15 protein-coding genes are annotated in these 20,182 nt (G+C 70.2%); 9 read left to right on the forward strand and 6 right to left on the reverse strand.

What is annotated here, in order from left to right:
• Positions 1-11 precede the first annotated feature (11 nt).
• The gene (locus JEQ17_RS08280; RefSeq protein WP_200394609.1) at positions 12-1,346 is read right to left on the reverse strand and encodes a lysine N(6)-hydroxylase/L-ornithine N(5)-oxygenase family protein; all 1,335 of its coding nucleotides are present in this window, start codon (positions 1,344-1,346) and stop codon (positions 12-14) included.
• A 256-nt stretch (positions 1,347-1,602) separates the two neighbouring features.
• Here JEQ17_RS08280 and JEQ17_RS08285 point away from each other — a divergent pair, with 256 nt between their 5' ends.
• From JEQ17_RS08285 to JEQ17_RS08300, 4 genes are all read left to right on the forward strand, one after another.
• Complete coding sequence (locus tag JEQ17_RS08285) at positions 1,603-2,550, forward strand: methionyl-tRNA formyltransferase (RefSeq protein WP_200394610.1); 948 nt, start codon at positions 1,603-1,605, stop codon at positions 2,548-2,550.
• Between the two features lie 139 nt (positions 2,551-2,689).
• On the forward strand, positions 2,690-3,712 hold the full coding sequence (locus JEQ17_RS08290; RefSeq protein WP_200394611.1) for a FecCD family ABC transporter permease: 1,023 nt from the start codon (positions 2,690-2,692) through the stop codon (positions 3,710-3,712).
• Between the two features lie 2 nt (positions 3,713-3,714).
• The gene (locus tag JEQ17_RS08295; RefSeq protein ID WP_200394612.1) at positions 3,715-4,815 is read left to right on the forward strand and encodes a FecCD family ABC transporter permease; all 1,101 of its coding nucleotides are present in this window, start codon (positions 3,715-3,717) and stop codon (positions 4,813-4,815) included.
• Positions 4,816-4,819: 4 nt separating this feature from the next.
• Positions 4,820-5,692, forward strand: coding sequence for an ABC transporter ATP-binding protein (locus tag JEQ17_RS08300; RefSeq protein WP_200394613.1), 873 nt, complete (start codon positions 4,820-4,822; stop codon positions 5,690-5,692).
• 105 nt (positions 5,693-5,797) lie between these two features.
• Here the strand turns inward: JEQ17_RS08300 and argB are convergent, their stop codons facing one another.
• Positions 5,798-6,694, reverse strand: coding sequence for an acetylglutamate kinase (gene argB, locus JEQ17_RS08305; protein ID WP_383391735.1), 897 nt, complete (start codon positions 6,692-6,694; stop codon positions 5,798-5,800).
• A 207-nt stretch (positions 6,695-6,901) separates the two neighbouring features.
• Here argB and JEQ17_RS08310 point away from each other — a divergent pair, with 207 nt between their 5' ends.
• The 4 genes from JEQ17_RS08310 (at position 6,902) to JEQ17_RS08325 (ending at position 11,922) form a co-directional block, all read left to right on the forward strand.
• Positions 6,902-8,251, forward strand: a complete 1,350-nt coding sequence (locus JEQ17_RS08310; RefSeq protein WP_200394614.1) for a lysine N(6)-hydroxylase/L-ornithine N(5)-oxygenase family protein — start codon at positions 6,902-6,904, stop codon at positions 8,249-8,251.
• A gap of 149 nt (positions 8,252-8,400) precedes the next feature.
• Complete coding sequence (locus JEQ17_RS08315) at positions 8,401-10,143, forward strand: ABC transporter ATP-binding protein (RefSeq protein WP_200394615.1); 1,743 nt, start codon at positions 8,401-8,403, stop codon at positions 10,141-10,143.
• A 24-nt stretch (positions 10,144-10,167) separates the two neighbouring features.
• Entirely contained in the window at positions 10,168-11,232 is a 1,065-nt protein-coding gene (locus tag JEQ17_RS08320) for an iron-siderophore ABC transporter substrate-binding protein (protein ID WP_200394616.1), read from the forward strand.
• A gap of 162 nt (positions 11,233-11,394) precedes the next feature.
• On the forward strand, positions 11,395-11,922 hold the full coding sequence (locus JEQ17_RS08325; protein WP_200401382.1) for an NUDIX hydrolase family protein: 528 nt from the start codon (positions 11,395-11,397) through the stop codon (positions 11,920-11,922).
• A gap of 29 nt (positions 11,923-11,951) precedes the next feature.
• Here JEQ17_RS08325 and JEQ17_RS08330 read toward each other — a convergent pair whose 3' ends face one another.
• The 3 genes from JEQ17_RS08330 to JEQ17_RS08340 are packed head-to-tail and all read right to left on the reverse strand — an operon-like array spanning position 11,952 to position 15,444.
• Positions 11,952-12,992, reverse strand: coding sequence for a ComEC/Rec2 family competence protein (locus tag JEQ17_RS08330; RefSeq protein WP_200394617.1), 1,041 nt, complete (start codon positions 12,990-12,992; stop codon positions 11,952-11,954).
• Positions 12,989-14,275, reverse strand: coding sequence for a hypothetical protein (locus tag JEQ17_RS08335; protein WP_200394618.1), 1,287 nt, complete (start codon positions 14,273-14,275; stop codon positions 12,989-12,991). Before JEQ17_RS08335 ends, JEQ17_RS08330 begins: the two co-directional genes overlap by 4 nt.
• Positions 14,272-15,444 (reverse strand): caspase family protein, encoded by a 1,173-nt coding sequence (locus tag JEQ17_RS08340; protein WP_200394619.1) that lies wholly within the window; start codon positions 15,442-15,444, stop codon positions 14,272-14,274. Before JEQ17_RS08340 ends, JEQ17_RS08335 begins: the two co-directional genes overlap by 4 nt.
• 134 nt (positions 15,445-15,578) lie before the next feature.
• On the opposite strand from JEQ17_RS08340, the gene JEQ17_RS08345 reads away from it, so the two are divergent.
• Complete coding sequence (locus JEQ17_RS08345) at positions 15,579-16,661, forward strand: DUF2235 domain-containing protein (protein WP_200394620.1); 1,083 nt, start codon at positions 15,579-15,581, stop codon at positions 16,659-16,661.
• Between the two features lie 88 nt (positions 16,662-16,749).
• Here the strand turns inward: JEQ17_RS08345 and JEQ17_RS08350 are convergent, their stop codons facing one another.
• Complete coding sequence (locus JEQ17_RS08350; RefSeq protein WP_200394621.1) at positions 16,750-20,124, reverse strand: pyruvate carboxylase; 3,375 nt, start codon at positions 20,122-20,124, stop codon at positions 16,750-16,752.
• Positions 20,125-20,182: the final 58 nt, after the last annotated feature.

The raw sequence follows: 20,182 nt of genomic DNA on the forward strand, positions 1-20,182 counted from the left end.
GCCATGGTCTTTCACGCGGCGACCGTCCTGGCCTCGTCCGATGGGGACTTGACGCCCCGGGCGAGGAGCGAGTCCAGGATCTCCCCGACCCTGGTCGCGGTGTTGGACAGCAGGGACGACGTGATGCCGTGCGTGTGCTCCGTACCGCCCTGCAGGTAGATGCCGCAGCGCAGTTCGGGGTCCGTCACGATGCGGTAGTCGCGCTCGACGCGGACGCGGCCCTCGTCGTCGCGCAGGCAGTGGTCCGCGACCTCGCCGAGGAGTCCGAGGGGGTCGGCGGGGCTGTAGCCGGTGGCGAAGACCACGACGTCCGCGTCCAGGAGGGTCTCCTCGCCGGTGACAAGGGACGTCACGGTGGCACGGGCCGTACCCGGGGTCTCCTCGACGCCGGTCAGCCGGGACACGTTGAGGAAGCGCAGCCGCTCGGTGCCGAGGACCTTCTCCTGGTACGTCTGCCGGTACAGGTCCTCGATCAGGTCGATGTCCACCACGGAGTAGTTGGTGTTGCCGTGGTAGTCCATCAGGCGGCGCTTGACGTTCTCGGGCGCGGCGAAGTACTCGTCGACGGCCGAGGGGTCGAATATCCGGTTGGCGAAGCTGCTGTCGTCGGCGGGGCTGTAGCCGTAGCGGGAGAAGACCGCGCAGACCTCGGCCTCGGGGAAGCGGCGGTGCAGATAGGCGACGTTCTCGGCGGCGCTCTGACCGGCGCCCACGACGATGAACCGGGAGGGCGAGGTGCCCTCCAATTGGTCGACCTTCGCCAGGAGTTCGGAGTTGTGCCACACACGCTCGCCCGTCTCGACGCCCTCAGGCATGAGGGGGCGCATCCCGGTGCCGAGGACCAGGTTGCGGGCCCGGTGGACCGCGAGACCCTCCGCCGAGCGGACCGTCACCTCCAGGTGCTCCACGGTTCCGTCACGGACGACGGGCGCGACGCCGACGACCTCGTGGCCGTAGGAGACCACGTCCTCGACCTGGGCCGCGGCCCACTCCAGGTAGTCGTGGAACTCGACCCGCAGCGGGAAGAGGTTCTTGTGGTTGATGAAGTCGATCAGCCGGCCCTTGCTCTTCAGGTAGCAGAGGAAGCTGAACTCACTGGCCGGGTTCCGGAGCGTCACCAGGTCCTTGAGGAAGGACACCTGCATGGTCGCGTCGTCGATCAGCATGCCCCGGTGCCAGCCGAAGCACGGCTGCTGCTCGAAGAAGTGAGCGGTGATCGCCTCCTGCTCGCCCGCTCGTGCGTTGTGCTCGCCGAGTGCGATCGCCATGGCCACATTGGACGGTCCGAAACCGATGCCAATGAGGTCGTGGACCAGTGGTGCGTCATCAGGAAGAACCTGTGACATGTCACTCCCATCGTGCGGGGCAGTCGCCTGTCAGGCGTGGGGGAAGGTACGAGGTACGAAAGGTGGGCAGGCCAGCAGCCGAGCCCGCCGGGAATTTAGGTTAGCCTAAGCTAATCCCATAAGGCTGTCGACAGGACGAACCGGGCAATCAGGCACCGGCACTCGCCAACTGGGGCACTGCGCACCCCCGTTGCATACTAAGGTAAGCCTTGCTTTACTGACCGCGGTCCATCCCCTGTCTTCGAGGAGGAACCCCATGCGGGTCGTCATGTTCGGTTACCAGACCTGGGGCCACCGCACCCTGCAAGCCCTCCTGGACTCCGAACACGACGTGGTGCTGGTCGTGACCCACCCCAAGAGCGACCACGCGTACGAGAAGATCTGGAGCGACTCCGTCGCCGACCTCGCCGAGGAGCACGGCGTCCCGGTGCTGATCCGCAACCGCCCCGACGACGACGAGTTGTTCGAGCGCCTCAAGGAGGCCGACCCGGACATCCTCGTGGCGAACAACTGGCGGACGTGGATCCCCCCGCGCATCTTCGACCTGCCGCGCCACGGCACGCTGAACGTCCACGACTCGCTGCTGCCGAAGTACGCCGGCTTCTCCCCGCTGATCTGGGCCCTGATCAACGGCGAGACCGAAGTGGGCGTCACCGCGCACATGATGAACGACGAGCTCGACGCGGGCGACATCGTCCGCCAGGAGGCGGTGCCGGTCGGACCGACGGACACGGCCACCGACCTCTTCCACAAGACCGTCGACCTCATCGCCCCGGTCACCGTCGGCGCACTCGACCTCATCGCCGCCGGGCAGACGGAGTTCACCAAGCAGGACCGGTCCCAGGCGAGCTTCTTCCACAAGCGGGCCGCCGAGGACATCCGCATCGACTGGGCCTGGCCGGCCGAGGACCTTGAGCGCCTGGTCCGCGCCCAGTCCGAGCCGTACCCGAGCGCCTTCACCTTCCACAAGGGCAAGCGGCTCGAGGTCCTCGCCGCGGTGGTGTCCCAGGGCCGCTACGGCGGGACGCCCGGCCGCATCTTCTACCGCGAGGGCGAGGGCGTCGTGATCGTCGCCGGGGCCGACGCGCGCACCGGCCGCAACCACGGCCTGGCCATCACGCGCGTACGGACCGAGGACGGCCGGGAGCTGCCCGCGACGCAGTACTTCACCTCCATGGGCGGCTATCTCACCACCCGCCCCTGATACCCCGGCCCCAGCACGGTCCCGTGGGCCGGCCGGACGCCACCGCCGTGCGGAACTTCCCGTCTCCGCACGGCGGGGGCGCTCCCTCCACGATTCGGGCCCGACCCACCCAAGGGAGTCGGCCGTTGGAGACCGCAAGGTGACAGGCAAGAGAGCGCGCACCGCCCTTCTCGTGGCGCTGCCGGCTGTCGTCCTGGCCACCCTCTGTCTGCTGTCACTGGCGCTCGGCGCGGCCGACGTCCCGCCGGACCAGGTCATTCGGGCCCTGTTCGGCGACGCTCCGAGCCGTTTCGTGGACAACGTCGTCTGGACCGTGCGCGTACCGCGAACCGCCCTCGCGCTCGCGGCGGGTGCGGCCCTCGGGCTGGCCGGCGCACTGATGCAGGCCCTCACCCGCAATCCGCTCGCCGATCCCGGAGTGCTCGGGGTCAGCGCCGGTGCCTCCTTCGCCATCGTGCTGGCCGTCGGAGTGCTCGGCATCAACTCCCTGTACGGATATGTGTGGTTCGCGTTCGCCGGAGCGCTGATCGCCACGGTGGCCGTCTATCTGCTGGGCGGTCTCGGGCGGTCCGGGATGACCCCGGTGAAACTGGCGCTCGCGGGAATCGCCGTCACCTCGATGCTGTGGTCCTTCACACAGGCCATCGTGCTCACCGACGTGGACGCGCTCAACAAGTTCCGCTTCTGGTCCGCGGGTTCGCTCGCGGACGCGGACAACGGCATGGTGTGGCGGGTCCTGCCGTTCCTCGTCATCGGCGCGGTACTGGCGCTGGCCTGCGCTCCGGCCCTCAACAGCCTGGCCCTCGGCGACGATGTCGCGGCCTCGCTCGGCCGGCGTCTCGGCCTGGTCCGGCTCGCGGGTGTCTCCGCGGTGACCCTGCTGACCGGGGCCTCGGTCGCGGTCATCGGCCCGGTCGTCTTCATCGGCCTGGTGGTCCCCCATGTCGCCCGTGTGCTCGCCCAGTCGGCGGGCATCGGCCCGGACCAGCGCTGGCTGCTGCCGCTGTCCGCGGTGCTCGCCCCCAGTCTGCTGCTCACCGCCGACATCCTCGGACGCCTGGTGGCACGGCCCACCGAGATCCAGGCAGGCGTGCTGGTCGCCTTCATAGGCGGCCCGTTCTTCATCGCCATGGTCCGCAGGCGCAATCCGGCGGAGGTGTGAGCGTGCCGAACCCGAGGTCCGCGCTCAAGTTCCGCCCGGGGAACGGCGGTTCCCCGGACTCCGCCCGCCTCCGCACCTACCGGCTGGCTCTGCCGCCCGTCTCCGGTGTCTTCCGCCCCCGGCTGGTGGCCCTGTGCGCGGTGCTCACCGCCGCCACCTTCCTGCTGTTCTGCTGGGGCCTGACGACCGGCGACTATCCGATCGGCTTCACCGAGGTCGTACGGGCCCTGGTGGGCTCCGGCGACCCCGGAACCGTCCTCGTGGTGCGGGAACTGCGGCTGCCGCGCGCCCTGGTCGGGCTGCTGGCCGGCATCGCCTTCGGTGTCTCCGGTGCCCTGTTCCAGACCATGACCCGCAATCCGCTGGCCAGTCCCGACATGATCGGCCTCACCCAGGGCGCGGGCACCGCCGTGGTCGCGGGCATCGTGCTGGGCTGGGACGGCGGCCTGGGCACCCAGGCCCTCGGACTGCTCGGCGCCCTGGCCTCGGCCCTGACCGTGTACCTGCTGTCCTGGCGGCGCGGCACCACCGGCTATCGCATCATCCTGGTCGGCATCGGCGTGGCCTGGATCTGCACGAGCGCCACCGACTACCTGGTGGCCAAGGGCGGACGCTTCCAGGCACAGGCCGCCCTCGGCTGGCTGGTCGGCAACCTCAACGGCCGTACGTGGGACCAGGTCGGCCCGCTCGCCGTCGCGCTGGCGGTGCTGCTGCCGACGGCGCTGCTCCTCGGCCGGCTGCTGCGCACCCTCCAGCTCGGCGACGACGTGGCCATCGGCCTCGGTACGCGCGTACAGCCCGTCCGCCTGGCCATCCTGCTCTCCGGTGTCGGACTGATCGCGTTCGCCACCGCCTCCGCCGGTCCCGTCGCGTTCGTGGCGCTCGCCGCTCCGCAGATCGCCCAGCGGCTGGCCCGTACCGCCTGGCCCCCGACCGTCGCCTCGGGTCTGACCGGGGCGCTGGTGGTCCTCGGCGGCGACCTCATCGCCCGTACGCTCGTCCCCGGCACGGAACTGCCGGTCGGAATCGTCACCGGAGTGCTCGGCGCACCGGTCCTGCTCTGGCTGCTCGCCCGCGCCAACCGCGCGGGCTCAGGAGGTTGATCCCATGTCGGCTGATCCCTTGTCGACCGACCTCGGGTCGCCCCCCGACCGCGATCCCGACCTGCGCGCGAGCGGTCTGCGGCTGGCCTACGACAGCCGGCTCGTCGTGGACGGCCTCGACCTGGCCGTGCCGCCGGGCCGGATCACGGCCGTCGTCGGCGCCAACGCGTGTGGCAAGTCCACCCTGTTGCGTGCCCTCGCCCGGCTGCTGGCGCCCAAGGAGGGAGCCGTCCTCCTCGACGGCCGGGCCCTGCGGTCGATACCGAGCAGGGAGTTGGCCCAGCGCCTCGGCATCCTGCCGCAGAGCCCGGTCGCGCCGGAGGGGCTGACCGTCATCGACCTGGTCAACCGCGGTCGTTCACCGCATCAGACCTGGTGGCGGCAGTGGTCGAAGGCAGATGAGCAGGCCGTGCGGCAGGCCCTGGACGCCACCGGCATGACGGACCTCGCGGACCGGCCCGTCGACGAGTTGTCCGGCGGCCAGCGCCAGCGCGCCTGGATCGCCATGGCGGTCGCCCAGGGCACGCCCGTACTGCTGCTCGACGAGCCGACGACGTATCTGGACCTGGCCCATCAGGTGGACGTCCTGGACCTGATCACCGACCTCAACCGGCGCGAGAACCGCACGGTCGTCATGGTGCTGCACGACCTCAACCAGGCGTGCCGGTACGCCGATCACGTCGTCGCGATGAAGTCCGGACGGATCGTCGCCGAAGGCACCCCCGCGGAGGTCATCACCGCCGCCACCGTCGAGGACGTCTTCGACCTGACCTGCCAGATCACCACGGACCCGGTCAGCGGCACCCCACTGGTCATCCCGATAGGGCGTCACCACGGCGCCCCGTCGACTGAGGCGGCGGTCCCGGCGGCCGAGTGAGCGCGCCCCTCAGGGGCGCGGGGCTGTGTCGATTTGCGGCTCCGCCGCGGGGCGCGACCGGCCCCCACGCACCCGCAGCCGAACAGCCCTGCTCCCGACGGAGCGTCACCGCTCGATCGTCGTCCCGGTTCCGACGACACCGGCCAGCCCGTCGAGCAGCGCGTGCGGCGCGCGCCCGTCGAGCACCCGGGCCGCCCCCACCCCGCCCCTGACGGCCCGCAGACAGGCCTCCATCTTGGGCCCCATGCCGCCGTTCAACGTCGGCAGCAGCCGCTCCAGTTCCCCCGCGCCGATCCGGTCGACGATCCGGTCGCTCCGCGGCCAGTCGGCGTACAGCCCGGGAACATCGGTGAGGACGACCAGGATCCGCGTCCCGAGCGCGGCCGCCAGCGCCCCCGCGGCCGTATCGGCGTTGACGTTGTACACCTGCCCGTCCTCGCCCCGGCCGACGGAGGAGATCACCGGGATGTGGCCGCTGTCGAGCAGGATGCGGACCACCGCGGTGTTCACCCGCGCCACATCGCCGACCAGTCCGATGTCGACGGGCTCACCGGCCACTTCGGCATACCGCTTGACGGCGGTGAGGGTGCGCCCGTCCTCACCGCTGAGGCCGACGGCGTACGGGCCGTGTTCGTTGAGCAGTGCGACGAGTTCCTTCTGGACCTTGCCGGACAGCACCATGCGGACGACCTCCATGGTCTCCGGAGTGGTGACCCGGAGCCCGTTCAGGAAGGACGACTTGAGGCCCAGGCGGTCCAGGTGGGCGCCGATCTGCGGACCGCCGCCGTGCACGACGACCGGTCTGACACCGGCCTGCCGCAGGGTGAGGACGTCCTGCGCGAAGGCCCGCCGGAGCGTGTCGTCGGTCATCGCGTGGCCGCCGTACTTGACGACGACCGTGTGTCCGCGCAGGGCTTCGAGCGCCACGAGGCGATCGGTGAGATCGGCGGCGGACTCGGTAGCGGAAGACTCGGTATCGGAGGAGATGGCCGTTTCGGCCACGACGGCCCCGTTCACGGACGCCGGCCGCTGCGGGCCCCGCGCTTCTCGGCCAGGCCGGACTCCGGCAGGGCCTGGAGCGTGGCGTGCCTCCAGGTCTGATGGCCGAACATGACGACCCGCATCGTCGATCCTCTCCTAGGACACACCATTGCAAGGTAAGGCTAACCTTATTTAACATCAGTGGCGCCTAGGGGAAGGAAAGTTGCGGTGAACACACTGCATGACGAGCCGGACGCCATCCTTGACGTGCTCGGTATAGGTTTCGGGCCGTCAAATCTCGCACTGGCCATTGCGGTTGAGGAACACAACGCCCAAGTCGCTCCGGAGCACCGGATCCGCGCGGGATTCCTGGAGCGCCAGCCGTCGTTCGGCTGGCACAGGGGAATGCTCATCGAAGACGCCACGATGCAGGTGTCCTTTCTCAAGGACCTGGTCACCATGCGCAACCCGACCAGTGACTTCAGCTTCCTGTGCTTCCTGCGGGAGCGGGGCAGGATGGTGGACTTCCTCAACGCGAAGACGCTGTTCCCGTTGCGCATCGAGTTCCACGAGTACTTCGAATGGGCCGCCGCCCGGGTGGCCCACCTCGTCGACTACTCCGACGAGGTCGTGTCGGTCGACCCGGTGACCGGACCCGACGGGGAGGTCCGCTGGCTGGACGTGGTCAGCCGCGTGCCCGGCGCCCCCGGGCGGACCATCACCCGCAGGGCCCGGAACATCTCGGTGGCCGTCGGCCTGGAGCCGCACCTGCCACCGGACACCGCCCTGTCCGACCGGATCTGGCACAACAGCCAACTCGTCCCGCGCGTACGCGAGTTGAATGAGTCCGGCACCCCGGTGGGCCGTGTCCTGGTGCTCGGCGCGGGCCAGAGCGCGGCCGAGGCGGTGGACTACCTCCACCAGTCCTTCCCCGAGGCGGAGATCTGCGCGATCTTCGCCAAGTACGGCTACACGCCCGCCGACGACAGCCCGTTCGCCAACCGGATCTTCGACCCGGAGGCGGTGGACGTCTACTTCCGCTCCAAACCGGAGGTGAAGCAGTCCCTGGTCGACTACCACCGCAGCACCAACTACTCGGTGGTCGACATGGATCTCATCGAGTCGCTGTACGCGACCATGTACCGCGAGAAGGTGCAGGGCCGCGAGCGGCTGCGCCTGCGCAACGTGTCCCGCATCCGGGACGTACGCAGTCTCGACGACCACCTGGAGGTCACCGTCGAGTATCTCCCCACCGGGGAACGGGAGGTGCTCTCCGCGGACCTGCTCGTCCACGCGACCGGCTACCGCCCCAGGGATCTCGACACCCTCCTGGGCAAGACCGCGAAACTCTGCCTGCGGGACGACAAGGACGCCGTGCGCGTCGGGCGCGATCACCGTGTCGAGCTCACGCCCGACGTCACGGCGGGCATCTATCTGCAGGGCGCGACCGAGCACACGCACGGACTCACCTCGACCCTGCTGTCCACCACGGCGGTCCGATCCGGCGAGATCCTCGACTCCCTGCTCGCCCACCGCACGGAGGACCTGACGGACGGCCTGACCGCGCGAACCGGCTGAGGGACCCGACCACCAGGTGGGACGGCATAGATCCATGTGCCGTCCCACCCGCACGGCCACCGTGGGCGCCACGCCCCCCACCGGGCGACACTCATCAACTTAGAGTAGCCTCACCTAAGTTTTCCGCGTCCGATTCCGGGGGGACACGGGTGAGTCCTTCATATCCGTCGGGGCGCGACGTCCTGCGGGAGTCGGTCGCAGGGCAGCGGCGGGACGTCGTCCTCGGCTCGCTCCTCGGCTCCGGGCACCAGTTGGGCGAGGCGCTGGTGCCGGTCCTGATCGGTGTGGTCATCGACCGTGCCGTCACCAGGTCCGACACCGGCGCCCTCGTCCTGTGGCTCGGTGTCCTCGCCGTGGTCTACGTAGGGCTGGCGCTGAGCTGGCGCTTCGGCGCCTGGTCCGGCGACCGCTCCGCCGTACGGGCCGAACACGCCCTGCGCGTCGCCCTCGTACGACGCGTCCTGCATCCCGGCGGCGGGGCCGAGGAGGGCCGGCTGCCCGGCGCCCTGGCCAACATCGCGACCGAGGACGCCAAGCGGGTCGGCGCCGTCAACATGTCGGTCATGTACGGGATCTCGGCCCTGGTGGGCATCCTCACCACCGCCGTCGTCCTGCTGCGTACGTCGGTGACGCTCGGCCTGGTCGTCCTGCTCGGCACACCCGTGCTGCTCTGGCTCGGACATCTGCTGAGCAGGCCGCTGGAGACCCGCGGCGCGGCCGAGCAGGAGCGCGCGGCACACGCCTCCGCCGTCGCCGCCGACCTGGTGGCCGGACTGCGCGTCCTCAAGGGCATCGGCGGCGAGTCGACGGCCATCGCCCGCTACCGCACCACCAGCGGCGACTCGCTGCGGGCCACCCTGAAGGCCGCTCGCGCGCAGGCCTTCCAGAGCGGCATGGTGCTCGCCCTCACGGGCTGCCTGATCGCCGTCGTCGCCCTGGTCGGCGGGCGGCTGGCCGCACAGGGCAGCATCAGTCCGGGCCAGTTGGTGTCGGCGGTGGGGCTCGCGCTCTTCCTGCTCGGACCACTTCAGATGCTCGCGTGGGTCAACGCCGGACTCGCCCAGGGCCGCGCCTCCGCCACCCGGATCGCGGAGGTCCTGGCGACCCCGCACACCGTCACGGCCGGGGACCGGATCCTGGCCCGGCCGGTGCGCGGGGCGCTGCGGCTGACCGGTGTCAGCCACGGCGGCCTGCGCGAGGTGGATCTCACACTCCGGGCGGGCGAGCGTGTGGCCCTGGTCGGTGCGAGCGGCGCGGGCAAGACCACCCTGGCCAAGCTCGTCGCGGGCGTGCACCGTCCGACGGCCGGCTCGGTTCGGGTGACGACGAACGGCACCCGGGAGTCCGGCGACAGGGTGCCGGTCGCGCTGGTCACCCAGGAGACACATGTCTTCGCCGGACCGCTCGCGGACGATCTGCGTCCGGCGCGGGCCGACGCCACGGACGACGAGCTGCGCACGGCACTGACCTCGGTGGCCGCCCTCGACTGGGTCGAGGCACTGCCCGAGGGCCTGGCCACGGTCGTCGGCGAGGGAGGCCATCGCCTCACCTCCGCCCAGGTCCAGCAACTCGCGCTGGCCCGGCTCGTGCCGGCCGATCCACCGGTGGCCGTGCTGGACGAGGCGACGGCCGAGGCGGGGAGCACCGGTGCCCGTCTTCTGGAGCAGGCGGCGGACCGGGCGGTGGACGGCCGCACCGCGCTCGTCGTCGCACACCGCCTCACCCAGGCCGCCACCGCGGACCGGATCGTCGTCATGGACGGCGGCCGGATCGTGGAGAGCGGCACCCACGACGAGCTGTGCGCCGCGGCGGGCATCCACGCCTCCCTGTGGGAGGCGTGGTCCGGCACCCGCACCACGGCCGACGAGACCCCCACGCACCACCGCCCCTGACACCACCACCCCGAAGGACCACTGATGCCCGGCTCTTCCAGAAGAGGCACACGCCTCGTCGCGGCGCTCGCCTCGGCACTCCTCCTCTTCGGCACCGCCGCGGCCTGCGGCTCCGAGGACGACGGCTCCGAGGCGGGCGCGGACTCGTCCGCGCCCGCGAACAGCGCCTTCCCGGTGACCCTCGCCCACAAGTACGGCAGCAGCACCATCAAGTCCGAGCCGAAGCGGATCGTCACGGTCGGGCTGACCGACCAGGACTCCGTGCTCGCGCTGGGCAAGGTACCCGTCGGCACCACCCAGTGGCTCGGCGACTACAAGGGCGCCATCGGCCCCTGGGCCGCCGACAAGCTGGGCAGCGCCAAAGCCCCGACCGTGCTGAAGGACACCGGCACGGGCCCGCAGACGGAGAAGATAGCCGCGCTCAGGCCGGATCTGATCCTCGCGGTCTACGGCGGTCTGACGAAGGACCAGTACACGACCCTGTCGAAGTTCGCCCCGGTCGTGGCCCAGCCGAAGGAGTACAACGACTTCGGTGTGCCATGGCAGAAGCAGACCGAGATCATCGGCAGGGCGCTAGGCCAGGAGAACAAGGCGAAGGACCTGGTGAAGGGCGTCCAGGACGACATCGCGACCACGGCCGGGGACAATCCGGAGTTCGCGGAGTCGACCGGCGTGATGGCCACCCCGTACGAGGGCGTCTTCGTCTTCGGCAGCCAGGATCCGCGCTCGCGCATCCTGACCGACCTCGGTTTCAAGCTGCCCAAGGATCTGGACAAGGTCATCGGTGACGAGTTCGGGGCCAACATCAGCAAGGAGCGCACCGACCTGCTGGACACCGACGCGATCGTGTGGATCGTCGGCGACACGGCCAAGGACGCGGCCACGCTCCACAAGAACGCCCTCTACGCCGACCTGAACGTGGTGAAGCAGGGGCGCGAGGTCTTCGTCAAGGAATCGAGCGACTACGGCAACGCCGTCTCGTTCGTGTCGGTGCTGAGCCTGCCGTACATGCTGGAGCGTCTGGTCCCGCAGCTGAGCGCGGCGGTCGACGGCGACACGGCCACGAAGGTCACCGAGCCGACGTCCTGACGACGTCCGCGAGGAACCCGGCGGATGTATACAGAGGGCCGGGGCCACGGGCGAGCCGTGACCCCAGGCCCGCTGTGTCACGCACATGACGTCGGCCCCGGCTGTGTCACGCGACACGCTCGCGACACGAGACCCTGAAAGTATGATCAACCAATGTCTGACATGACCGAAACCACGCCCGGCTGGCTGCCCCACGACGAACTGGAGCAGGCGCGCGCCCGCATGCCGATCCTGTACGTGGAGGCCGTACCGGTCCGCGTCGACGACAGCGGCGAAGTCACCAGCATCGGGCTGCTGCTCCGCATCGGGTCGGACGGGACGGTCAGCCGCGCGCTCGTCTCCGGCCGGGTGCTGCACCACGAGCGGGTGCGGGACGCCCTGCTGCGCCATCTGGAGAAGGACCTCGGCCCGGTCGCACTCCCCCGCGTCCCTGCCTCGCTGCAGCCCTTCACCGTCGCCGAGTACTTCCCGACGCTCGGGGTCACGCCGTTCCACGACCCCCGCCAGCACGCGGTGTCGCTCGCCTACATCGTCCCGGTGTCCGGTGACTGCCGTCCCCGGCAGGACGCTCTCGACCTGGTCTGGTTCACTCCCGAGGAGGCCGCGTCCCCCGTGGTCATCAACGAGATGCCGGGCGGCACCGGAGCCCTTCTCAAGCAGGCCCTCGCGCACATCGGCCACCTGTCCTGACGGCGAGCGCTCGTCCTGCCCCGGAGTTCTCAGAGTTCGAGAGCGACGAACCCGTCCGGCTCGTCCGGTGCCGGGGCCGTCACGGTGTAGCCGAAGCGATCCTTCAGGCCCGTGACGTCCCACAGCGCCGCTCGGTCGCGGTAGTTGAAGACGAGTTCCTTCTCGTCGCCGCCGTGCTTGAGGATCCGGGCGATCGCGATCTCGTTGGGATGGTCGTGCCGCGCGCCGCTGGTCGATATCAGATAGCGGTCGCAGTCGATCAGGTCGAGCAGTTCGTTCGAGAGGTTGTGGTCGCTGCCGTGGTGGGCGACCTTGAGGAGGTCGACGTGCATCCGTCCGCCCTCCGCCTCGGCCCGGGGCCGTATCGACGCCACCAGCCGGCGGTCGTCCGCGTCACCGGTGAGGACGATCCGCTTGTCCTCGAACTCGAAGAGCAGGCCTATGCTCGACACGTTCGTCTTCGACGTGTCCGGCTTGAACACCGACGCCGCGAGCCGGTCCACGTTCACCCCGCCGAAGTGCTCGAAGCCCGGCACCGGGGGGTTCTCGTCGGGATCCCGGCCGGGGATCAGACCGTGTCTGGCGCATTCCGCTGTCCAGGCGGGCGCCAGCTTCTCCAGCTGTCTGCGGTCGGGTGAGAGCACGTCCATCGTGGAGCCGTCGTCGAACCACGCGAGTTCCCGGCCGACCTCGACACTGCGTCCGCCGAACGCGTCGTTCCACGGCACCTTCTGTTCCAGCAGGGCGCTGGTGAGCTTCTCCCCGTCCTGGGCACCGAACCCCTCGGCGTCGAGGAGGTGGTCGAAGCCGTTGAACCACACGTCCCCGAACTCCACCGACCGGTCGAGGTCGTCCAGCAGGGCGAGCACGCCGAGGATGTGGTCCTGGTCGACATGGGTGACGACGAGGACGTCGACCTGACCGTCGAGCCCGGCGAGCGTGGGCTTGATCAGCGGGTACGTGCCCGAGCGGCCGCCGTCGACGAGGATCCTGCGTACGAAGCCGCCGTCGCCGTATTCCAGGAGCAGGCAGTCGCCGTCCTCGCCGGGCATCATCGTGAACCGGATCATTGCTGTCTCCCTCGCAGAGCGACGATCACGAACGGCTCGCGCATGTCGACACGCCACGACAGGCGGCGGGCCTGTTCGAGCCGCGCGGCGCACCCGGGGTCGTCGGGGAACTCGGAGAGCCCGTGGATGAGGCGGCTCAGGCCCAGGGTGAAGACCGGCACTCCGCGGTCGAAGGCCTCGACCAGGGCGTCCCGCGCCGCCTCACGCTCCGGCTCGGTGTGGGCGCGGCGCAGATGCCGCATGGCCCAGAGGAGGGATCCGTCGCTCATCCAGTCGAACTCGTGCCGCAGCCGGGACAGCCACGGGTCCCAGCGGTGCGGCCGCTCGGTCAGCTCGCTGCCGACGAGGACGTAGGCGCCCGCCACCGCCGCGAGCGGGTTGGTCATCCTGCCGTCGTAGAGCATGGTCTCCGCGTCCCTGACCAGCGTCGCCGCCGCGTCGAAGGCGCCCCGGGCCATATACGCCAGGGCGGGCCCCACCCGGCTGTCCCGTACGGACACCGAGACGGCACTGCCGGTCGGGCTCTGCCGTTCGTTGACGAGGACCTCGATCTGCGCGGCACCCCAGGGCGCGGGCAGGGTGACGACGTACTCGGTGCCGGCCAGCGAGACGACCAGGAACTGGCGCGGGCCCAGGGGCACGTCGAGTGTGCGGTCGCCCCGCTCGTCGACCGGTCCGTGCTCGCCGAAGCGGTACAGCCGTGCGGCGGCGTCGCCCAGTTCGAGACTGGCGACGGAGTGCGGTTCGGAGCGGGCGATCTCGAACGCGACCAGTTGCCTCGCGGGCCCGTCGGTCAGCCGGAGCATCGCCGGGAACTGCCAGCTCGTCGGCTTCGGGTCGCCGACCCAGGCCGCGTGTCCGGGTTCGATGAACGCGCCGCGCTCCCAGGTCCCGGACCGCGAGCCCAGGGAGCGGGGCACGGGAATCGTGAGCCCGTCGTGGTAGGCCCCGTAGGACTCGATGTTGCCCATGAGGTGCTGCCAGGAGTGGGACGCGAAGGGCGAGGCCGCCGGGCGGAGCGTCACCTGCTTCTCGTCGCCGTCCGCCACCTCGGCGTCCTTGGAGAGCACGACCCCGGAGGGCAGTGTGGCGGACACGATGTAGTGGCCGGGGTCGACCTCGAACCGCGCCGGAGGTGCCGTGGTCCCGCAGGGGAAGAGGACGGCACGGTGGCCGGGGCCACTGCCCTCGGACGGGTAGATGTTGCCGACCACCTTCGCCCCGTCGGCGAGGTCGGCTTCGTGGAGGCTCAGTTCGACATTGACGCTCAGGCCCGCGCTCATGGCTTCTCCAACTTCACGCGGCGGAACACCGGACGTACGGTGACGGACTTCGTCCGCACGTCCTGGTCGCCGAGTCTGGCCTCGAAGTCGTAGTCCCCGAAGCGCAGTTCGATGGCCCACTCGCTCTCCGGATCCTCGCCGTCGACATCGCCCGCGGCCCGGTGCAGCCTCTCAAGACCGTCTTCGCGGCAGACGAACTCGGCCTCGGCGTTGTCCTCGGCGGGATCGCAGCCGACGTACACCGGGACGACCGGCGGTCCCGGCAGCTGGTGGAGGACGAACACGGGCAGTTCGCCGACCGAGGGGACCTGGACGCCGGCGACCGCGCCGGCGAACCGCGGCTGGCGCATGAAGTGGTCGATCGCCTTCAGCAGGTCGGAGGTGTCGACCCGCCAGTCGCCCTCGGGATCGTCGCTCGCCGCGCCGGAGAAGCTCTTCAGCAGCGCCTCGGTGAACAGGCTCACCTGACCGGGCCGCGCGTGCGAGCGGTCGCCGGACAGGGTGGCGTAGTACGGGATGTGGAAGCGGCGCGGCAGATCCAGGGGCCGTGTCCCGGCGCCGAGCGGCGAGCGCCCCGCGAACCGCGCGCCCGAACGCTCGATGAGGACATCGGAGTTGGAGCGGCAGGCGTCGACGAAGAAGACCTGCTCGCTGGCCCTGCAGCGCTTGAGGCCGTTCATCAGGCCTGCGAAGTCCAGTGCGCTGTTGAGGGGGTTGTGCTCGTCGGCGAAGATGTCCGCGGCCAGGAGCGCCATGTCGTCGCCCTGTGAGACGCCGTGGCCGCAGAAGTAGAAGACGAGTCGGTTGTCGACATGGCTGTCGCCGCGGTCGTACCACTGGGTGACCGCCGTGAGGATGTTGTCGATGGTGGCGGTCTCGACCTCGTGGGCCTGCTGGGTGCGGGGGTTCACGAACGGGGACGGTGCTTCCTCGCTGAGCAGCAGGGCGAGACTGCCGAGCGGTCGCCCGGGATCGTGGTACTCGGCCAGCAGCCAGGTCGCGAGCGTACGGGCGGAGATCGGCGGCGAGCTGAGCTGCCGCATCCCGTCGGGATCGGCGACCGGAGCCTCGCCACCGGCGAGATGGGGATACTTGCCGACGCCGATGACCAGTGCGTGGGTGCACGGAGGACCGGCGTGCTCATCGAGATGGACCACGGAACCGGCCATGGATCCTCCGGAACCCCTACTCATGCGCCGGAGCATGCCCGCAGGCAGCATTTTCCTTATTATATTCCTGAGACATCCCTTGTGTCCCTATATGTCGCCAATGATCGTGTTCCTCGGTGAACGTGAGGCCCGCCATGGCCAAGAATCTCGTCGTCTGTCTGGACGGCACGGGCAATCAGTTGAAGGCGAAAGGGAACACCAATGTCGTCCGGCTCTACGAGATGCTGGACCTCGGTGATCCCGCCCGGCAGATCGCCTACTACGACCCCGGTGTCGGCACGTTCTCGGCCGCGGGCGCCTGGACGCCTGTGGGCCGGCATCTGTCGAAACTCCTCGGTCTCGCCTTCGGCTCCGGAATGCGGGCCAACCTCGCCGAGGCCTACACGTATCTGATGCGGCACTACCAACCGGGCGACCGCATCTACGTGTTCGGCTTCAGCCGCGGCGCCTACACGGCCCGTGCCCTGGTGGGCATGCTCAAGGCGGTCGGCCTGATGCGGCCCGGCATGGAGAACCTCGTCCCGTACGCCGTGTCCGTGTACGCGCGGAACAAGGACTGGACGCGGGAGGACTGGGACCAACTCCACCGCTTCGCGGGCGCGTTCAGCAACGCGGTCGACGGGCGGGTCGGTATCCGCGTCGAGTACCTGGGGATCTGGGACTCCGTGAAGGCCGCGGGTCTCCTGCGCTGGAACCTGCGCTGGCCGTACACCCGTCAGGCGCCCAACGTCCGCCGCGTCCGCCACGCCGTGTCCATCGACGAGAAGCGCAGACCGTACCGCGAGTACCTCGTCACCCGCTCCGACAGGGACAAGAAGCAGGCCGTCCCGTCGACGGTCGAGCAGGTGTGGTTCGCCGGGGTCCATTCCGATGTCGGCGGGACCTTCGACGACGATCCCCGGCTCGCCACGATCGCCCTCAAGTGGGTCGTGGACGGCGCCCTCGAACGGCGGGACGACGAGCCCGAGGCTCGTCTCCTCCTGAAGCCCCGGGCCTACGAGCGCGAGGTGACCCTCGTGCCCGAGGACGCCCTGGGCACTGTGCACCGGATGGGCTGGGTCTGGGCCCTGCTCACCTATCGACGCCGGGGACTTCCGCAAGGCGCGCACGTGCACGAGAGCGTCCGGGCGCGGCTGGAGAAGGACGCCGACTACGCGGGCCGGATCCCGCCGACGGCTCTCTGGACGGACACCGGCTGGCTCACCGCCCGGGAGTGACCTTCCTGAGGACACAACAGGGGGTCCTGGGGGCGGCGAACCGCCCCCAGGCCCCCTCAATGGCCTCCGGCCCGAACCGTCGGTCGGGTCAGCCGATCTCGACGAGCAGGTCGCCGCCCTCCACCTGCTGGATCTTGTTGATGGCCAGCCTGGACACCGTGCCGGCCTTCGACGCGGTCACCGAGGCTTCCATCTTCATGGCCTCGATGGTGGCCACCGTGGCACCGGCCGCCACCTCGTCGCCCTCGGCGACGGCGAGCGTCACGACCCCGGCGAAGGGCGCGGCGACATGGCCGGGGTTGGCCCGGTCGGCCTTCTCCGTCGCCGGGACGTCGGAGGCGACCGAGGTGTCGCGCACCTGGATCGGCCTCAACTGGCCGTTCAGGGTGGACATCACGCTGCGCATCCCGCGTTCGTCCGCCTCGCCCACGGCCTCCAGCTCGATGAGCAGCCGCACGCCCTGTTCCAGGTCGACCGCGTACTCCTTGCCCGGACGCAGCCCGTAGAAGAAGTGCTTGCTGTCCAGCACGCTGGTGTCGCCGTAGGTCTGACGGTGTGTCTCGAACTCGCGCGTCGGACCGGGGAACAGCAGCCGGTTGAGCGTTGTACGACGGGTCTTCGCAAGGCCCGTACGGTCGTCCGCGGTCAGTTCCTCGACGGGCTTGGGGGCGGCGCGGCCCTCCAGCGCCTTGGTGCGGAACGGCTCGGGCCAGCCGCCGGGCGGGTTGCCCAGCTCGCCGCGGAGGAAGCCGATGACGGAGTCGGGGATGTCGAACCTGTCGGGCGTCGCCTCGAAGTCCTCGGGCGACACGCCGGCGCCCACCAGGTGGAGCGCGAGGTCACCGACCACCTTCGAGGACGGGGTGACCTTCACCAGATGGCCGAGGATCCGGTCGGCGGCGGCGTACATCGCCTCGATCTCCTCGAACCGGTCGCCGAGGCCGAGCGCGACCGCCTGGGTGCGCAGGTTGGAGAGCTGTCCGCCGGGGATCTCGTGGTGGTAGACCCGCCCGGTCGGCGAGGCCAGCCCCGCCTCGAAGGGTGCGTAGATCTTGCGGACGCTCTCCCAGTACGGCTCCAGGTCGCCCACGGCCTGCAGGCTCAGCCCTGTGGACCGGTCGGTGTAGTCGGTCGCGGCGACGATGCCCGACAGCGACGGCTGCGAGGTGGTGCCCGCCATCGAGGCCACCGCCCCGTCGACCGCGTCCGCACCCGCCTGGATCGCCGCGAGGTAGGTGGCGAGCTGACCGCCCGCGGTGTCGTGGGTGTGGATGTGCACCGGCAGCTCGAACTCGCGGCGCAGCGCCGATACGAGGGTCGCGGCGGCCGGTGCCCTCAGCAGGCCCGCCATGTCCTTGACGGCCAGGACGTGGGCCCCCGCCTCGACGATCTGCTCGGCGAGGCGGAGGTAGTAGTCCAGCGTGTAGAGCCGCTCGGACGGGTCGGACAGGTCGGAGGTGTAGCAGAGGGCGACCTCCGCGATCGCCGTTCCCGTCTCCCGTACGGCGTCGATGGCGGGGCGCATCTGCCCGACGTCGTTCAGCGCGTCGAAGATCCGGAAGATGTCGATGCCGGTCGCCGCGGCCTCCTGCACGAAGGCGTCGGTCACCTCGGTCGGGTACGGCGTGTAGCCCACGGTGTTGCGGCCGCGCAGCAGCATCTGCAGACAGATGTTCGGCACGGCCTCGCGGAGTGCGGCCAGGCGTTCCCACGGGTCCTCGGCGAGGAAGCGGAGGGCGACGTCGTAGGTGGCGCCGCCCCAGCACTCCAGGGACAGCAACTCGGGCAGGGTCCGCGCCACGACGGGCGCGACGGCGAGCATGTCCTTGGTACGGACCCGGGTGGCGAGCAGCGACTGATGGGCGTCGCGGAACGTGGTGTCGGTGACGCCGATGGCCGGTGACTCGCGCAGCCACCGGGCGAAGCCCTCGGGGCCGAGTTCGACGAGCCGCTGCCGGGACCCGGCGGGCGGTTCCGTGGACGGCACGGGCGGCACCTTGGTGACCGGGTCGCTCAGTTCGGGCCGTTCGCCGTGCGGCTTGTTCACCGTGATGTCGGCGAGGTAGGTGAGCAGCTTCGTACCGCGGTCGGCGGAGTGGCGGGCGGTGAGGAGGTGCGGGCGCTTCTCGATGAACGACGTCGTGACCTGGCCGGCCCGGAAGTCCGGGTCGTCGAGCACGGCCTGGAGGAACGGGATGTTGGTGGCCACACCGCGGATGCGGAACTCGGCCACGGCACGCCTGGCCCGGCCGATCGCGGTGTTGAAGTCGCGTCCCCGGCAGGTGAGTTTGACGAGCATCGAGTCGAAGTGCGCGCTGATGTCCGTACCGGCGTGGGTGGTGCCGCCGTCCAGCCGGATGCCCGAACCGCCGGGCGAGCGGTAGGCGCTGATCTTTCCGGTGTCCGGGCGGAAGCCGTTGGCCGGGTCCTCGGTGGTGATACGGCACTGGAGTGCGGCGCCGTGCAGGGTGACGGTCTCCTGCGAGAGCCCGAGGTCGGCCAGTGTCTCGCCGGAGGCGATGCGCAGCTGCGACTGCACGAGGTCGACGTCGGTGACCTCCTCGGTCACCGTGTGCTCGACCTGGATACGCGGGTTCATCTCGATGAAGTGGTAGTTGCCCTCGCGGTCGAGCAGGAACTCCACGGTGCCCGCGTTGCGGTAGCCGATCTCCCGGGCGAATCGTACGGCGTCGGCGCAGATCCGGTCGCGCAGCTCGGGGGCGAGGTTCGGCGCGGGGGCCAGCTCGATCACCTTCTGGTGGCGTCGCTGCACCGAACAGTCGCGCTCGAAGAGGTGGATGACATTGCCCTCCCCGTCCGCGAGGATCTGCACCTCGATGTGCCGGGGCTCGACGACGGCCTTCTCCAGGAAGACCGTGGAGTCGCCGAACGCGGAGGCCGCCTCGCGCGCCGCCGCCTCGATGGACTCGCGCAGCTGGGCGGGTTCCTCGACCCGCCGCATACCGCGACCGCCACCACCGGCGACGGCCTTGACGAACACCGGGAAGCCGATGTCCTCGGCGGCGCGGACGAGTTCGTCCACGTCGCTGGAGGGAGCGGAGGAGCCGAGCACCGGTACGCCGGCCGCGCGGGCGGCGGCCACCGCGCGCGCCTTGTTGCCGGTCAGCTCCAGCGTGTCCGCGCTCGGGCCGACGAAGGTGATGCCCGCCTCCTCGCAGGCGCGCGCCAGGTCGGGGTTCTCGGACAGGAACCCGTATCCCGGGTACACCGCGTCCGCTCCCGCTCTTTGCGCCGCGCGAACGATCTCCTCGACGGAGAGGTAGGCCCGCACCGGGTGTCCCGGCTGCCCGATCTCATAAGCCTCGTCCGCCTTCAACCGGTGCAGTGAATTGCGATCCTCGTGCGGGAAGACGGCCACGGTTCGCGCGCCCAGCTCATAGCCGGCACGGAACGCGCGAATAGCGATCTCACCACGGTTGGCGACCAGCACCTTGCGGAACATTTGGATCCCTTCAGCCTGCCCGGTGACGCGCACCATCGTGTCGGCCCCGCCCGCCCCG

The organism is Streptomyces liliifuscus (assembly GCF_016598615.1).
Lineage (GTDB): Bacteria > Actinomycetota > Actinomycetes > Streptomycetales > Streptomycetaceae > Streptomyces > Streptomyces liliifuscus.

What these genes read in the sequence shown, in the direction of transcription:
- JEQ17_RS08280 (WP_200394609.1), bottom strand. Translation starts at nt 1,346, where the DNA reads ATGTCACAGGTTCTTCCTGATGACGCACCACTGGTCCACGACCTCATT.
- JEQ17_RS08285 (WP_200394610.1), top strand. Translation starts at nt 1,603, where the DNA reads ATGCGGGTCGTCATGTTCGGTTACCAGACCTGGGGCCACCGCACCCTG.
- JEQ17_RS08300 (WP_200394613.1), top strand. Translation starts at nt 4,820, where the DNA reads ATGTCGGCTGATCCCTTGTCGACCGACCTCGGGTCGCCCCCCGACCGC.
- JEQ17_RS08320 (WP_200394616.1), top strand. Translation starts at nt 10,168, where the DNA reads ATGCCCGGCTCTTCCAGAAGAGGCACACGCCTCGTCGCGGCGCTCGCC.
- JEQ17_RS08325 (WP_200401382.1), top strand. Translation starts at nt 11,395, where the DNA reads ATGACCGAAACCACGCCCGGCTGGCTGCCCCACGACGAACTGGAGCAG.
- JEQ17_RS08330 (WP_200394617.1), bottom strand. Translation starts at nt 12,992, where the DNA reads ATGATCCGGTTCACGATGATGCCCGGCGAGGACGGCGACTGCCTGCTC.
- JEQ17_RS08335 (WP_200394618.1), bottom strand. Translation starts at nt 14,275, where the DNA reads ATGAGCGCGGGCCTGAGCGTCAATGTCGAACTGAGCCTCCACGAAGCC.
- JEQ17_RS08340 (WP_200394619.1), bottom strand. Translation starts at nt 15,444, where the DNA reads ATGGCCGGTTCCGTGGTCCATCTCGATGAGCACGCCGGTCCTCCGTGC.
- JEQ17_RS08345 (WP_200394620.1), top strand. Translation starts at nt 15,579, where the DNA reads ATGGCCAAGAATCTCGTCGTCTGTCTGGACGGCACGGGCAATCAGTTG.
- JEQ17_RS08350 (WP_200394621.1), bottom strand. Translation starts at nt 20,124, where the DNA reads ATGTTCCGCAAGGTGCTGGTCGCCAACCGTGGTGAGATCGCTATTCGC.